This window comes from Caballeronia sp. SL1002 (assembly GCF_057814995.1).
In genome coordinates, this window is record NZ_JBYMUW010000004.1 from 404,154 (window position 1) to 420,000 (window position 15,847).

The 15,847-nt window shown below is 62.1% G+C and carries 8 protein-coding genes and 2 pseudogenes; all 10 read right to left on the minus strand.

Annotated features, from left to right (window positions below; translation table 11 throughout):
• Window position 1 precedes the first annotated feature (1 nt).
• The 10 genes and pseudogenes from AC3D25_RS23340 to AC3D25_RS23385 all read right to left on the minus strand — a co-directional run bounded on the left by AC3D25_RS23340 (window position 2) and on the right by AC3D25_RS23385 (window position 15,756).
• Window positions 2–955, minus strand: coding sequence for a hypothetical protein (locus AC3D25_RS23340; RefSeq protein WP_488890841.1), 954 nt, complete (start codon window positions 953–955; stop codon window positions 2–4).
• Entirely contained in the window at window positions 952–1,737 is a 786-nt protein-coding gene (locus AC3D25_RS23345; protein WP_488890842.1) for a MetQ/NlpA family lipoprotein, read from the minus strand. The genes AC3D25_RS23340 and AC3D25_RS23345 overlap by 4 nt, the downstream gene beginning before the upstream one ends.
• On the minus strand, window positions 1,737–2,789 hold the full coding sequence (locus tag AC3D25_RS23350; protein ID WP_488890843.1) for a formylglycine-generating enzyme family protein: 1,053 nt from the start codon (window positions 2,787–2,789) through the stop codon (window positions 1,737–1,739). Before AC3D25_RS23350 ends, AC3D25_RS23345 begins: the two co-directional genes overlap by 1 nt.
• A 13-nt stretch (window positions 2,790–2,802) precedes the next feature.
• A complete protein-coding gene (locus AC3D25_RS23355; protein ID WP_488890844.1) occupies window positions 2,803–4,743 on the minus strand; it encodes an arylsulfatase in 1,941 nt (646 codons plus the stop codon).
• Window positions 4,744–4,907: 164 nt separating this feature from the next.
• Window positions 4,908–6,047, minus strand: a pseudogene (locus AC3D25_RS23360) (SEL1-like repeat protein); the annotation flags it as partial.
• Window positions 6,040–7,158, minus strand: a pseudogene (locus tag AC3D25_RS23365) (type VI secretion system Vgr family protein); the annotation flags it as partial. The pseudogenes AC3D25_RS23360 and AC3D25_RS23365, both read right to left, overlap by 8 nt.
• A gap of 228 nt (window positions 7,159–7,386) precedes the next feature.
• On the minus strand, window positions 7,387–8,124 hold the full coding sequence (aqpZ, locus tag AC3D25_RS23370) for an aquaporin Z (RefSeq protein ID WP_488890845.1): 738 nt from the start codon (window positions 8,122–8,124) through the stop codon (window positions 7,387–7,389).
• Window positions 8,125–8,589: 465 nt separating this feature from the next.
• Window positions 8,590–11,775 (minus strand): EAL domain-containing protein, encoded by a 3,186-nt coding sequence (locus tag AC3D25_RS23375; protein ID WP_488890846.1) that lies wholly within the window; start codon window positions 11,773–11,775, stop codon window positions 8,590–8,592.
• 812 nt (window positions 11,776–12,587) lie between these two features.
• The gene (locus AC3D25_RS23380; RefSeq protein ID WP_488890847.1) at window positions 12,588–13,958 is read right to left on the minus strand and encodes a c-type cytochrome; all 1,371 of its coding nucleotides are present in this window, start codon (window positions 13,956–13,958) and stop codon (window positions 12,588–12,590) included.
• A gap of 13 nt (window positions 13,959–13,971) precedes the next feature.
• On the minus strand, window positions 13,972–15,756 hold the full coding sequence (locus AC3D25_RS23385; protein ID WP_488890848.1) for a GMC family oxidoreductase: 1,785 nt from the start codon (window positions 15,754–15,756) through the stop codon (window positions 13,972–13,974).
• Window positions 15,757–15,847: the final 91 nt, after the last annotated feature.

Consider the following 15,847-nt stretch of genomic DNA (forward strand, 5'->3'; position numbering starts at 1 on the left):
GCTACGCGCTCATCGATTCGACGAGTTGTCTTTCGAATCTTAGTGCGGCTTCGGTTGGGGTTGCGTCGGCGGCGACCGCTGCCGGGCAATCGCCAAGAATCGCCTTGACGCGGGCATAGGCGTCGCTAAACCCGCGAAGCTCGCGCGTGACCGGACGGTCATCGAGCCGTCTGCGCTGCAAGGCCAAATCCACCATTCGTTCGATCAATCCAAGCTGACGCTCGATGTACTCGATACACATCGCGCGGCATCGCGCCGATAACCCCGCGACCACGAGCACCGCGGGCGCGAGCGAAATCGTCAAGTGACCGCCTGGAGGAATGCGTGCGAGCGCTGTTGGCGAATCGAACAGTTCGCGGCGCAGCGTCGCGAACACCGCGCCGCCCCATATGTCCTTCTCTAGCGCCAGCGCGTTGCGTTTCTCGCCGATCACCCGCGCCGACGGCACATTGTGAATCCGTCCATCGGCCACGAATGCGTCCTGGCCCGCGGGTTCCTGCTCGCGAATGCACGCGGCACCCAGATAACTCGCGCTCGATTGCCGCGCCGCCAGCACGAGATGCTGAAGCGAGTCGGGGACGAGCGGATCGAGCGGCACGACTTCACACGTGAGCGGTTTGCCGGTGGCATGGAGACGGCAACGGCCGTCCACGTCCAGCGCGGCGCAACGCGCGAGCGACGGATAATCGAAACCTTGCGCCGAGATTGAAAACGATTCCTCGGGATGCGAGGCGGTTTGATGTAGCAACGCAGACAAAAGGGCATCGAACGCGGCGACGTCCGCCGTATCGAGCATGCCACCCGCGCGCCGGCGCGGCACGCGACTGATCGCGAGGCAGCCGACGAACAGATCGCGGTGTCTGAAAAGCTCCGGCAGCGACATCGCGGGCGGGCTGTTGCAGCATTTCCCGCACGCGGAGCACTCGAACGTGAAGCCGGAAGAAGGCGCGCTCACCACGGCCGGCGCACCGAATCCTGATAGCGCGTGAGGATGAAACGCGCGACATCGTTCGAGTGATACGCGGCGACGAGTTGCGCGACCCACGGCGCTGTCCGGTCACGTTCGCGCACGGCGATCACGCTCGCATACGGCGAGCGCGCGTCCTCGATACCGATGCTATCGCGCGCAGGCTGCAACCCCGCGCGCGTGGCGTCCGCGCTGTCGATCACGACGATGCTCGCGCTCTTCAGCGCGTCGTATAGACGCTCGTGCGGCACGCGGCGGATCTTGAGTTTCAGGCGATTGCTGGTGATATCGGCGAGCGTTGCGTGGAGTCCCGCGCTGTCCTTGAACGTCAGCAGCGTGAAGTTCTGCAGCAGGATCAACGCGCGTGCGGTGCCTTCCGGATCGTCAGGAATGACGATGCTCGCGCCCGGCTGCAATTGCGTGAGCGCGGTGAGCTTGCGCGAGTAGAGCGCCATCGGCAAGGTGATCGTCGTGGCTGCCGCCGCGAGCGGATAGCCGTGACGTGCCTTCTCTGAATCGAAATGCGGCGCGTCCTCGAAACTCGCCGCATCGATCCGGCTCGCAGCCAATGCGGCGTCGATCCGCGTGCTGTCCTCGAACTCCACGACGTCGAGTACCAGACCCTGGCGCGCCGCAGCTTGCCGGACCTGCTGCATGATTTCAGCATGAGCGCCAGGCGTCACGCCGATACGAATGGCCGGCGCCGCGACGGCGGATTGGATCAGCGCGACACCGAGCACAGCGGTCGAAAAAAGCAAGCGTGTGTTCATCAGCCGTCTCTCAGCACAGTGCGAAATCCAATGTGCGATGCAGGCAGATCCGCCTCCTGCTGTTCTCGCGACGAAGCGCGATACCGCACGCAGTAATCGCGTGCGCAGAGGAACGAGCCGCCCTTGATGACCATCGGCGTGTCGTGCCGGCGCGAGGGCGGCGCGACCGCCGCCGTGTCGCCGTTGGAGTGCGGCTGGTGCGGACCCGTGTACGGGTCTTTCGTCCATTCCCATGCGTTGCCGATCATGTCGTAGAGCTTGAAATCGTTGGCCGCATAGCAGCCGACCGGCGCGAGTCCGGCGTGGCCGTCTTCCTTCGTATCGAGCACGGGAAAGATGCCTTGCCAGTAATTCGCGGCGGGCTTGCCGTTGGCGTCGAGAGGCGCGGCGTCGAGATTCGCGCCCGCGTGACCCGCCTTGCCCGCGTATTCCCACTCGGCTTCGGTCGGCAGATCGCGGCCGAGCCAGCGCGCGTAGGCGAGCGCATCGGCTTGCGTCACGAGCGTAACCGGCTGGTTGGCCCGACCTTCGATACCGCTCGCCGGACCGCGCGGATGGTTCCATGCCGCGCCTTTCACCCAGTTCCACCATGCGAGGTCGCGCGCGTTCATCTCGTCGCGTGTCGGGACGTGAAAGACCACCGCGCCGCCCTGACGCTCGGCGTCGGTGACGTAGCCCGTCGCGCGGATAAACGCCGCGAACTGCGCATTCGTTACGTCGGTCTGATCGACCCAGAATCCGCCGACCTTCGCGCGCCCGTCGCCAGCGGGGCGTTCGTCGGCGTATCCGAGTGTGCTGCCGAACACGAATTCGCCGCCGCGCAGATGCACCATGCCGGCCCTCGGGTCGTCGCGCCAGCGGCCCGGCAAGCCGCTGTACCGCGCGCATTGACGCTCGGAGCCGAGCGCGGCGAGCGGACGCGAATCGTTCTGTTGATCGAAGGCGCTTGCGCTGCGGTCATGAATCGCCGATGTCGCGAGCGCGGCGGAAAAGCCCGCCGCGAACAGCGCGGCCGCACTCGCCGCGCCGAGCAGCCAGGGACGAAGTGTCATCGCGTGTCCGTGCTTAGTAGTAGCCACGCGGACGCAGCGGTTCCACACCGCCGACACCGCTCATGTAGCTCTTCCACTGCTGCACGAGACCGTCGATAACCGATGCGTTTTGTGCGGCCACGTCAGTGGTTTCGCCGCGATCGGAGGTGAGATCGAACAACTGCCAGTGACCGTCGACAGGCCCGAGCGGCGGCTCGGTCCACAACGCTTTCCAGCGTCCATCCGCGCTGCGCAGATAACCGCGGCCATACGCTTCGTCGCCGAATGCGGTCGTGTGGACCTCACCGGTCGCCGTGCCGTTGAGCAGCGGCAACAGCGATTGCCCCGTCACCGGATACACATAGCGGTTGTTGTAGATCACCTTGCCCTTGTTCTGGTCCGCGCCGGTCAGCGTGTTCAGGAGCGCGGGCGCGGCCTGCGTCGGCGGCGCGATCTGCGCGACGGCGAGGAACGTGGCGGTGTTGTCGGTGACGTGCGTGAACGCGCGCAAGGTCGGGCTTTGCGTCGTCTGGCCGGGCAAGTGGACGATAAGCGGTGTCGATACGCCGCCTTCGCCCGAGTAGCCCTTGGTCAGGCGGAACGGTGTCGCGCTGACTTCGGCCCAGCGCAAGCCGTATTGCAGACGCTTCGCGTTTTGCGCGCCGTTGTCCGTGCCGAGCGTGTCGAAGACGGCATCGGCGGCATTGGCGGTGTCGGTGGCTGTCGGGTCCGCGCCCGAATCGATCGGCCAGCCTTCCGCGCCGTTATCCGACTGGAACATGATGAACGTGTTGTCGTATTCGCCGATGTCCTTCAGATGCTGGATCAGCAGGCCGATGTTGTTATCGAGATTCTCGACCATGCCCGCGTAGATTTCCATGTAGCGCGCCTGCGATTTCTTTTCGGCTGCCGACAGGCTCGACCACGACTTGTTGACGGTGCCCGGACCGTAGTCCGTGTAGCCCTGCGCCGCGCTGTTGACCGCGCTCACATACTTAGCGTTGACGGTGCCGTTGTTGGCCGTCGCGGGCGATGCAGCGAGCGTTTCCGATGCGCCGCCGTACGGCGTGAAGTCGTTCGGAATGATGCCGAGCGCCTTTTGCCGCGCGATACGTGCCGCGCGGATCACGTCGTATCCCTGATCGTATTTGCCCGTGTAGTTATGCAGATACGGCTCCGGCACTTGCAACGGCCAGTGCGGCGAGGTGAATGCTGCATAGGCGAAGAACGGCTTGCCGTCGCCCTTGTTGGAGTCGATGTACGAGATCAGGCGCTGCGTGTAGAAGTCCGTCGAGTAGAACACGGCGGGACTGCCGCCGGTGCCGCCGGGTTGTCCCGGCTGACCGGGCTGCACGTACTGGCCGTCTTCCGTGTAGTTCTTCGATCCGGCCGGCTCGTGCGCGAAGTGGTTGGTCGCCGCGCCGCCGAGCAGCGCGTAGCTGTGCTCGAAGCCCCACTGGTCGGGCGTCTGGCCGCCGCCCGTCGTGCTGCCGACAATGCCCGAACCGATGTGCCACTTGCCGGCCATGTAGGTGTGATAGCCGCCGTCCTTGAGCAACTGCGCAACCGACAGCGCGCGGTCGTTCAGATAACCTTCGTAGCCCGGCAAGCCTTTGCGTTCATCGGTCGGAACACCCATCGTGCCTTCCCCGACGAGGTGATGATCGGTGCCGGAAATCAGCATCGCGCGGGTGATCGCGCAGACGGTGCCGGTGTGCTGGTTCGTCAGAATGCGGCCGGACTGTACGAGGGCGTCGAGGTTCGGCGTATTGATTTCGCCGCCGAACGCGTGGATGTCGGAGTAGCCGAGATCGTCGGCCATGATGTACAGAATGTTCGGGCGCTTTTGCGCGACGACGGGCGGTTTGGCTGAATCGTCCGATGAACCGCAGGACGCCAGCGCCGCCAGACTGGCGACAGCCACGCCGATTACACCGAGCCGGATGGAAGGGAATTGCGATCTGAGTGTTGTCATTGTTTTGAGGATCGGAGAAATCGAGCGGCGATATTAGCAACGCATTTCGCGTCGCCAAACGCATGATTTCTGCGTTGCTTACGATGATTTTTACTAAGACGCTTGTCGAGTTGGGTTTCGGGGCTGCTATTCGTTAGGCGGTTTGCATTCCGTCACGAAACGCACTACACCTCTTCGATGTAAGCCTTCAGACGCCAGTGCGCGTCGGTACGGTCGATCCGCATGCCGCGCAGCGTGTCGAGTAGGGGAATGAAGCGCGGATCATCCACGGCCAGTTGAGGCATCGTGTCGCCTTTGCTGAACCGGCGCGTGGCTGCGGGGCTGTATTCGTCGGCTGGCCGCACGCACCAGATGCCGTCCTGCGGACAGACTTCGCCCGTATACACGGTCGTACCCAGCGGCACGCGCTCGGTCTTCGCGCTCTTGACCGGCGCAAGAGGAAGGCCGGTCGCGGGATCGAGATTTTTCTCGCGGGCGAGACGGTCGATCAGGTTGTCGTCGGGCTTTTGCGGCGGCACGGCCGCGGCCTGGTCCTTCGCCCACTGGAACGTGCCGTCCCACGCGGGCAAAGGTGCCGGCGGCAGCGGTACGATTTTGTCGATATCGGGGACTTTGGGGTTCAGACCTTCGTTAGCGTCGAGGAATTTGCCGATCAGCTTGTAGCGGTGTGAACGTTCGGGATCGTTCGGAACAGCAAGGTAGTTCAGGCGATCGTCCGGTGGGGGGCCATTGAAGCCGCTTTCCAACGCCCACGCGGCCTGGCTGTTTCCCGCCATGACGCCCTGCTGGAAAGCTTTGAGTGCTTCGGCGTAGAACTTATCTGTCGAACGGTCAATGCCCAGTTCGCTCGCCGCCCTGCCGTGCCCCTGGTCGGCGGAGCATTTCCACATTTGCCGTGCAATATCTCGTGCATCGTCGACCGGAAACAGCTTTTGACCAACGTAATACTGTGCGTCCGGACTTCCCAGATCCGCCGCCTTGCGGAAATAGCGCAGGGCCGTCTCACTATTTTGCTTCAGGCCATAGCCGAGTTCGAGATAGTGACCGATATCGTAATAGCCGGCCGGCACGCCTTGTTTTACCAGTTGGATCGCCAGATCGACTGTCTCTTGCGGTGCGTTTGGCGAATCAGCCAACCCCGTCGATACCAGTTGCTGAAGGTTGGTGTTGGCCTTGTAGTGATCGTGGGCTGCCGCGATCCGGTAATACCGCGCGATATCGGCGAAGTCCTTCGGGCCGTCCTGCTTTTGCAGCCAGCGGGCGTATTTGAACAACTGGTCTGCATCGGCGTCGATCGGCGGTAAGCGTACCGGTCACCTTGGCCCAATTTTCCGGTTGTAGCTTGAGGCGGAAGCGGCGATCGGCGGGGATCGCCTTGTAGCTATTCGAATAGGGCTCGTCGCGCGCGCCGCGATGCGTGACTTCTACGATTACCTGACCTTTTGGCGCATCGGGCAAATTGATATCCATTTCCAGCACGCGTCCCGGCTGCAACGCCAGCACGCTGCTTTCGCCTTCATAGACGACTTGCCCCGCAATGGCCGCCTCATGGCGAAGCTGCGCTTCCCACTTCGCGCCCGCCTGATCGAGGTGGTTCGTGCCGTAGATATAAGGCTGGCCGTAGGTCGTGGAATCGTCGGGTGCAACGTTGGACCTGTCGCGAAAGCGCTCCCACGACTGTTCGGGGTTGTAATCCGCCACGGTGAACGATTGCGGCACGGTTACGGCGTGGGTCTTGATCGCCGTTACCGCCTCGATGCCTTCCGCGTTAAGCCCCGCCGATTCGCGGTACGGCACGATCAAACGTGGATCGTAGAGGTAATGGTCAATGTCATCGCCGAAAGCGGCCTGATCGCCGTATTCGGTTTCCACGATGTAGCAATAGATGCCAGCCTTTTCCATCAGCATCTGGACATAGGCCAGATCGCTTATCTGGTGCTGCATGCGGAACAGGTGCTTGCGGTACTGACCGCGCAACCTGAACGACATCTGCTCGGGCCGGAAACCGTGGCTACGCAGGATCGCCGCGATAATCTCCGGCGTACTCGCGTTCTGGAAGATTTTCCTGCGCGTCACCGCCGCCAGTCGCGCGAAATGCGACTTCAGGACGACTTCGTACCTTATAAAGTCGTTCGTCGTCTGGATCGTGGAGAAGCGCGAGATGAAGCCGGAGAACTTTCGCACCGTTCCATCGTCAGGCACGATAGAAAACGTTGCGTCGAGATTCAGATAGTCGGTGCGCGCAAGTTGTAGCGGATGCGTCAGCTCGATACGCACTCCGGTCGGCGCGCCCATCTTCTCAGTCGCCTCGAACGACACCACGGAAAGTGCCGCGGCGCTCTCCGTACCGGGTACATCGAGAAAATATGCTTGGCGTCCCGTGACGCCCTTGCGTAACAAATCAAAATCTCCCACTTCGTGCTCCCCGAAGCGTCAGCGATCCAGTAACATCTGCTAGATAGCTGACGACAAATAACTTAGGGATACGAAGGTAAATGAATCCATCCATAAGACAACGTCGGGCGACAAATCTTGACTGAAATTAACTCACGGCTCAAAAGCAAAACGGCCGGACACGCTCACTCAAGAGCGTATCCGGCCATCAGAACCGGGAAAGGATCTCGCCGAACTACTTCAAACCAATCACGGCGCGTCGATCGCGAGCGGTCCGGGCGCGACGCGCGATGTCAGTTCAGGAAAGAGTCGCGGATACAAAAGCCCCGCGATCACCGCGCCGATCAGCGGCGCGAGCCAGAAGAGCCAAAGCTGGCCGAGCGCGGGCGCGCCGACGAACAGCGCCGGCCCGGTCGAGCGTGCCGGATTCACCGAAGTGTTCGTGACCGGGATGGAAATGAGGTGGATCAAGGTCAGGCACAAGCCGATCGCGATCGGCGCGAAGCCGGAAATCGCGCGGCCGTCGGTCGAGCCGAGCACCACCAGCACGAAGAAAAACGTCATCACGACTTCGCAGATGAACGAAGCCGCAAGCGTGTAGTGGCCGGGCGAACGCTCGCCGTATCCGTTCGTCGCGAAGCCGGCCGTTACGTCGAAGCCGGGCGCGCCGCTCGCGATCAGATAAAGCACGAGCGCGCCGAGCGCACCGCCGATCACTTGCGCCACGATATAAGGGCCGAGTTCGCGCGCGGGTAGCCGTCCGGCGCACGCGAGTCCGACACTGACCGCGGGGTTCAGATGCGCGCCCGAGATATGGCCCAACGCATAAGCCATCGTCAGGACAGTGAGGCCGAACGCCAGCGAGACGCCAGCGAAACCGATACCTGTTTCCGGAAATTTGGCCGCCAGAACCGCGCTGCCGCATCCGCCGAGTACGAGCCAGGCCGTTCCGAAAACTTCAGCCGCAAGCCGATGCTTCATTTGCATTTTGTCGCTCCGATCAAGTGAATCATTATTTCAACCGGAGTAATCGATGCAGTCGATTATTTACTCCGGCGGCACGTGAAATAGCTCGCGGATTATTCCGACAATTTCCCGCATCCGCTGAAAGGGCGGGCAAAGAAAACGACATTGTTTTTATATCGCCGACAGGCGTGAAGGCGCGGCACCGTATAGCGATCAGTGGACGACCGCATTGATCCGTTGCGGCGGAAACGGATCACTTAATTTATAAATCATTAATGAAACTATTCAAGGCAATATTTCGCGGGACGTCACAAAAAGAAATCGAAAATCCCTTTTGCCGGTTCGCTAAACCCTAATGCCAGGCTATTGCGAGAAAGATACTAAACGATAAAGCGAATTCAATGGCCGGGAATATGTCCGGTTTTGTTTTCTCATACCATTGAGCACGCGCAGCGTGAGTGCGCGGCGAACGCGCCCGCGCAATCGTCAGGCTACTTTTCTGTCGTTCGCCCATGACCACAGCGCGTCGGGCGGCATCGCCTTCGAGAACAGGAAGCCCTGTAGTTCGTCGCAGCCGATGCCGCGCAAAATCTGCGCTTCGCGTTCGCTCTCCACACCTTCCGCCACGACGCGCAATCCCAACTGATGCCCGAGTTCGATGATCGACTTGATGATGGCGAGATCGGCGGGCGCATCGAGCATGTCGTGCACGAACGCACGGTCGATCTTGAGGCGGTCGAGCGGAAAGCGGTTCAGATAGCTCAAGCTCGAATAGCCCGTGCCGAAGTCGTCGAGCGACAGCATGACGCCGAGCGCGCGCAGCGAATTGATCGCGTCGAGATAGTTTTCCGCGCTGTCCATCAGCACGGTTTCGGTAATCTCCAGTTCGAGCATCGCCGGCGCGACGCTGTGCGCGGCGAGGCTGTGCCGCAGCGTGTGAGCGACCTCGGCATCGCGCAACTGAATGGCCGACAGGTTGATCGATACCTTGACGTCCATCATGTCCTCGTCGCGCCAGCGTGCCATCTGGCGGCACGCTTCGTCGATCACCCACGCGCCGATCGGGATGATCAGCCCGGTTTCCTCGGCAATCGGAATGAAGCGCGAAGGCGGCACTGCACCGAGTTCCGGACTGTTCCAGCGCAGCAAGCCTTCGACGCCCGCGAGCGCGCCGGTCCTCGCGTCGAGACACGGCTGGTACGCGAGGCTCAACTCGTTGCGCTCGATGGCCGAGCGCAGACACGCTTCGAGCGAAAGCCGGAGACGTGCGCGTTCGGCCATGTCGGCGGAGAAAAACTTCACGAGGTTGCGGCCGGCGGCTTTCGCCTGATACATCGCGGCGTCGGCGTTCTGCATCAGCGAACTGATGTCGTCGCCGTCGGCCGGATACATCGCGACGCCCACGCTGCACGAAACCTGCAGACTCACGCCGCCGATCTGATGCGGCTCGCGCAATAGCGGAATCACGCGTTCATCGATGATCCGCGCGGCTTCCGCCGGATCGCTCACGCCGCTCAGGATCACCGTGAACTCGTCGCCGCCGAGCCGGCTGACGGTATCGTTCGAGCGCACCGCGGCAAGCAGACGCCGCGAGACCGAGCGCAGCAAGCTATCGCCGACATGATGCCCGAGCGAATCGTTGATGTTCTTGAAACGGTCGAGGTCGATGAACAAAACGGCTACGCCGTGCTGGCCGCGCTCGGCCTTGTCGAGTTCGCCGCCGAGCCGCTTGGTGAACAGCGCGCGGTTCGGCAGTTCGGTGAGCACGTCGTGCTCCGCGAGAAACTGGATGCGCGCCTCGCTGCGCTTGCGCTCGGTCACGTCGATCAGCGTGCAGATGTAATGCGACACCTGTCCGCGCTTGTCGCGCACCGCACTCGCGATCAGCCACGCGGGATAGTCGCCGCCTTCCGGCCGGCGCACCAGGCCTTCGCCTTGCCAATGGCTCGCGCGCCCGACCGCCGACGCCACGCTCGCAGACATGTTTTCGCCGGCAGTGCCGATGGCACCGATGGATATGAAATCGGGCTGCTTGCCCATCACGTCGTCGGCGCCGTAGCCGGTCGCGCGATAGAACGCGGCGTTCGCGGTGAGCAGACTGAAGTCGCAGTCGAGAATCAGAATCGCCTCCGACGACGCTTCGAAAACCTTCGCCCACAGTTCGAGCCGCTGCTCCATCAGTTTGATCTGGTTGATCGGCGTGAAGGCCGTGAGCACGGCGTCCTGGCCCTGGAACACCATGCGCCGCGCGGAGAGCATCGCCCAGGTCGGTTCCTTGGTCGCGCTCCAGCGGACCTCGAATTCATCGACGGCCTCGCGGTCGGACAACTGCTGGAAAAAGCGCGCACGTACAGCGGAATCGAGACCGCGCGCCCATGGATCGGATTCGCAGTTGTTGAGCCAGTAGAGCGCGGGCTTGTTGACGTGCAGGATTTCGTGGCCCGGGATGGCGGTGACCATCATCGGGACCGGCGTCGCTTCGACGAGCGCATATTGCGCCGCCGATGCACGCGCCGTCGCGGCGAGTTCCTGTTGCGCGTCGCGCTCGCGATCGAGCTGGCCGAGCATTTCGTTGAAGCCGGTGACGAGCTGGCCGATCTCGTCCTGACTGTCCCAACTTGCGCGCAACGAGTGGTCGCCAGTGCGACGCACGGTGTCCATCACGCGCGCGAGTTGTCTGAGCGGCCGCGAGATATGCTGCGCGACGAAGTACACCATCACGAGAATCGCGCAGAGCAGGAACAGCGCCGTGCCGAGATGCAGCCACATGCGCGAATAGAGACCGCTCACGCGCGCGTGCAGGAGATCGTCGAGTTCCGCGCTCGTTCTGCGCCACGAATCGTGCGCGCGTGCCACCACGGCTTGCTGCGCGGCATCGGCGCGCCGGAGCATCGCCGTATCGGCCGAGGCGCCGCTATCCACGACTACGCGCGCCGCATCGCGATACGCTTCGACCGATTGCAGCATCTCGCCGACCGAGGGCGCGAGCAGCATCGTGAGCGAGTGATTGGACGCGGTGGCTTCGGCGAAATCCGATTTGAGCCCTTGCAGCACGGCGTCGAGCTGCCCTTCGAGCACGAGGTAGCGCGTGCGCATGACCTCGGCTTTCGCAACCGCGCTTGGCGTGTCGTGCAACTGCACGCCGATACCGTTGATCGCATCCAAGAGCGCGGGGTAGCGCAAGATCGACAGCGACATGGCGTAGTAGCTGTCGAGGTCGGGATCGAGAATGAGGTTCGACTGGTTGCCCACGCGCGTGATGAGTTCGCGGCATGCATGCAGCGCGTCGTCGATTGCGGCGGTGTTGGGCGCGGGCTGTTGCGCGAGCGCTTCGAGCGCGCCGCGAACGCGTTCGTTGAGCGCGGCGCTTTCCATGTTTGCGCCGTAGCGTGTCTCGGCATCGGCGAGATCGCGCGCGTCCCGCGAGAGCGTCGCGGTGGAGAGTGGCCGACCGGCGCCGATCATCGCGACATCGACGAGCGCGTCGCGCACGGTCCGCACATACGCATTGCCGACGATTTCCCGGTTAGAGAAATCGATCGCGATGTACTTCTCATGGATCAGGATGCTGCTGATGAACACGACCGCGCTCAGGTCGAGCAGATAGATGAGCAGCAGTTTTCGGCCGACCCGCAGTCGAGCCAGAAACCGGAAAAACAGGTTCCGCTTCATGGTATCCAGCCAGTTCAGTGATGGCCGACCGGGCGGCTGTTTCTTTGCCGGGATTAGCCGCGGTCGGACCGTTTGGGCATGGCCGGGGGACGTCGCCCGGTTGCCTGTCTCTTAGCTTATCGGCCGAACGTTCGCGTTCTTTAGCGGATGCTTAAAGTTCACCGATGTGGTGCGGGGGGCGGTTTTGTGGTGCGTTGGGGAAACGTTGTTTTCACTGGTTTAGCGCACGGGGGGGGTGTTTGCTGGCGCCTTTGCTGTTGTTTGCCTGCGCTTCTTGAGAACTTGCTTTCGTGTAGGTCTATTAGCACGCCGCTATGCGCGGCAGCAGTCACTTTCTTTGCTGCTGCAAAGAAAGTAACCAAAGAAAGCAGCTTATCCGCCTAAGTGTCCACCACGAATAACCTTGCGGATAGGCGCGCAGGCTGACTATGGCAACTCGCATTCGTTGGTATTGGCACAGCACTTGTCAGGTCCATCCTCGCTGCGCTCGGACGACGGGCATATCCGAAAACCATTGGTTTGTTTATTTTTTGGGTTATACCCAACCGCCAGGCACGAAGTGCCTGTCGGGATGGATGAGCGGTTCCACTCTGTTGTGTGGTGCGATGGCCGAATCAGCTTGCGCGCCACTCCCGGTTGCGGTTCGTGGTGGACACTTAGTAGGTCACGCTGCTTTCTTTGGTTACTTTCTTTGCAGCAGCAAAGAAAGTGACTGCCGCCGCGCATAGCGGCGTGCTAATAGACCGACACGAAAGCAAGTTCCCAGAACGCACAGGCGCACAAAACCAACAGCGCCAGCAAAAAAAGCCCGTCTACCCCTGCGTCCCCGACGCACCATCCGCCGGCGCGGCATGATGCAACTCCGGATGCGCAAGCGTGAACCCCTCCGACTTCACCGGCTCGGCAGTCTTGCGCATCTTCGCGACCTGATCCGCCGTGGCACGTCCACCCGTATTCCCCCAGCTCGTCTGAACGAACGAGACCACATCGGCGATCTGCTGATCGTTCAGAATGTCCGCATACGGTGCCATCGTAATAGCCGACGGCGCAGTCTTCGTCGCGGGCATCGCGCCGCCCGACAGCACGATATGAACGGCCGAAGTAGGATTGGACGTCTGCAGAACCGGATTGCCCGCAAGCGCTGGAAACGCGCGCCCATTGCCCCGTCCGTTCGACTTGTGACAGCCCGCGCATCGATCGAGATAAAGCTGCGCGCCCGCTATGTTCGGCACCTGGCCGACGTACAGCGCCTTCGAAATCGCGCTGTCGTAAGCGTAGGGCTTCTCTTCGGTGCGATACGGCTGCAACGTCTTCAAATACAGCGCAATGCTGTTGAGGTCGGTGTCGTTCATGTACTGCATCGAATCGACCACCACGTCGTTCATCGCGCCGAACGAAGCCGTGCGATGCGTGCGGCCGCTGTGCAGGAACTCGACGATCTCCGCCTGGTTCCACCCGGCAAGCCCGCCCCCGTGCTCGTTGCGCAGGCTCGGTGCGATCCATCCGTCGATGGCGCTCCCGCCCGACAAGTAGATCGGGTTGTCGTTGCCGAGGGCCTTTTCCTGCAACGCCACGCCGCGGGGCGTGTGGCAACTGCCGCAGTGTCCGAGACCTTCGACGAGATACGCGCCGTGTTCGGCGGACGCGTCGATACCGGCGGTTTCCGCGTACGGCGCGGGCGTCGGCGCGAACATCGCGCGCCAGATTTTCAGCGGCCAGCGCATCGAAAGCGGCCAGGGAATATCGTTTGCGCGATTGGCTTGATCGACCGGGGCCACGCCATGCTGGAAATACGCGTAAAGCGCGTGCATTTCGGTGTCGTTCACGCGCGAATACGACGGATACGGCATCGCCGGATACACCGCATAGCCCGACTTCGTCTCGCCATGACGCATCAGCGCGGCGAAGTCCTCGTAGGTCCACGCGCCGATACCGGTCTTCTGGTCGGGCGTGATGTTGGTCGAATAGATCTTGCCCATCGGCGTGGCAATCGCGAGGCCGCCCGCGAACGGCTTGCCGTTTCGCGCCGTGTGACACGCGATACAGTCGCCTGCGCGCGCGAGGTATTCGCCGCGCGCGACCTGCTGCTGATCGGCGGAAGCGGCGGTCGCCGCGTGCGCGATGCCGCCAACGCTCGCTGCAAGGACAAGCGGCAAGGAGACGAGATGCTTGAACATTTTCATTGTTATCGTGTCCTCAGGCGTCGATCAGAGGACGCGGATCTTTCAGGTATTGTTCGCGGATCGCCTTGGCCGACCAGTAGGCAAGTGCGGTGGCGAGGCCGGTCGGGTTATAGCCGATCCCCACAGGGAACACGCCCGATCCCACCGCGAAGACGTTGTGTACATCCCAGCTCTGCAGATAACGATTCAGCACGCTGTTGCTGCGGTCCGGACCCATCGCGACGCCGCCCGCCCAGTGCGTCGTCTGATACGGACGCAGATCGAGGTGATCGCCGAGCTTCATCACGGTTGTCGAAACGGACTTCGGGTTCATCGCCTTCGCGACCTGCTGCATCTGTCCGGTCACGTACTGGCTCATGCGGATGTCGTTATCCTTCCAGTCGAACGTGAAGCGCAAAAGCGGCTGACCGAAGCTGTCCTTGTAGGTCGGATCGAGATCGAGATAGCAGTCGCGATACACCATGTTCGCGCCGTGCACGTCGAACGAAACGAAGTTGGTGAAGCTGTCCTTCGCGGCCTTCTTCCATGCCGCGCCCCATTTAGGCGTGCCGTCGGGAACGGGCACGCCCGAGATCGGCTTCACGCCGGCCGGGTTACACCAGACCGGCGCGCCGCCGACAAAGCCGAGCGCGCTGTGATCGAAGTTATCCGCGTTGAAGTCGTCCAGCGCCACACCGTTGCCGCCCGCGCCGATGAAGTTGTTGGTGTTCTTGCCAGGCTCGAAGAACGCCTTCACCGTCGACATGGTCTGGTAAGCGACGTTCTTGCCGACCGCGCCTTCGCCCGTCACCGGGTCATACGGCTTGCCGATCCCCGACACGAGGAACAAGTGCGCGTTGTTATAGGCGAACGTGCTTGCGATCACGAGCGCTGCCGGTTGCTCGACAGTGTCGCCTTTCGCGTCGATGTAGGTCACGCCGGTCGCCTTTTTCTTCGTGCTGTCGAGGTTGATGCGCAGCACGTTGCAGTTCGAACGCAACTCGAAGTTGGTCACCTGCTTGAGCGCGGGCAGGATGTTGACGTTCGGCGATGCCTTCGAATAGTTGTAGCAGGCGTAACCCGAGCAGAAGCCGCAGAAGTTGCACGGACCCATCTGGCAGCCGTACTGATTCGTGTACGGTTGCGAGACGTTTGCCGACGGCTCCTGAAATGGATGCAGCCCGACTTCGCGCGCGGCTTTTTCGAAAAGATGCGCTGTATAAGGCGTTTTCTGCGGCGGCAGCGGGAAATGGTCCGAACGGTTAGCCTCGAACGGATTGCCGATACCGTTCGCCACCACTTGGCCCTTCACGCGATACGCCTGGCCCGACGTCCCCATCATCTTCTCGACGAAATCGAAGTGCGGTTCGAGCTCTTCGTAGGTCACGCCGAAGTCCTGAATCGTCATGCCTTCGGGAATGAACTTGCGGCCGTACTTTTCTTCGTAGTGGCTCTTGAGCTTGAGTTCTTCCGGATACACGCGCCAGTGCTGACCCGACCAATGCAGCCCCGCGCCGCCGACGCCCTCGCCCGGCTTGAACGCGCCGATCTGGCGATACGGCAGCGCTGTATCGCCCATGTTGTGGCGGAACGTGAAGCTCGTCTTCGACATGTCCTGAAACAGCTTCCAGCGTTGCAGGTAAGTCAGTTCGTCGAGTGTCTTCGGATACGCCCCGTCCGGGTAGGTGTCCCGGTATGCGCCACGTTCGAGCGCGAGCACGGTGAGTCCCGCCTCGGTCAATTCCTTCGCCATGATGGCGCCCGTCCAGCCGAAGCCGACGATCACGACATCGACCGGCTTCATCGTCTTATCGGTCATTTTCTTATCCGTAGTGTGGGGTCGCGAGGGCGCCGATATGCGCGGAAATCCCGTATGAAACCGGTTCCATTCCAAGGCGCATGCAGTGCCC

Coding starts and splice junctions, on each gene's coding strand:
- AC3D25_RS23345 (WP_488890842.1), bottom strand. CDS start 1,737: ATGAACACACGCTTGCTTTTTTCGACCGCTGTGCTCGGTGTCGCGCTG.
- AC3D25_RS23350 (WP_488890843.1), bottom strand. CDS start 2,789: ATGACACTTCGTCCCTGGCTGCTCGGCGCGGCGAGTGCGGCCGCGCTG.
- AC3D25_RS23355 (WP_488890844.1), bottom strand. CDS start 4,743: ATGACAACACTCAGATCGCAATTCCCTTCCATCCGGCTCGGTGTAATC.
- aqpZ (WP_488890845.1), bottom strand. CDS start 8,124: ATGCAAATGAAGCATCGGCTTGCGGCTGAAGTTTTCGGAACGGCCTGG.
- AC3D25_RS23375 (WP_488890846.1), bottom strand. CDS start 11,775: ATGAAGCGGAACCTGTTTTTCCGGTTTCTGGCTCGACTGCGGGTCGGC.
- AC3D25_RS23380 (WP_488890847.1), bottom strand. CDS start 13,958: ATGAAAATGTTCAAGCATCTCGTCTCCTTGCCGCTTGTCCTTGCAGCG.
- AC3D25_RS23385 (WP_488890848.1), bottom strand. CDS start 15,756: ATGACCGATAAGACGATGAAGCCGGTCGATGTCGTGATCGTCGGCTTC.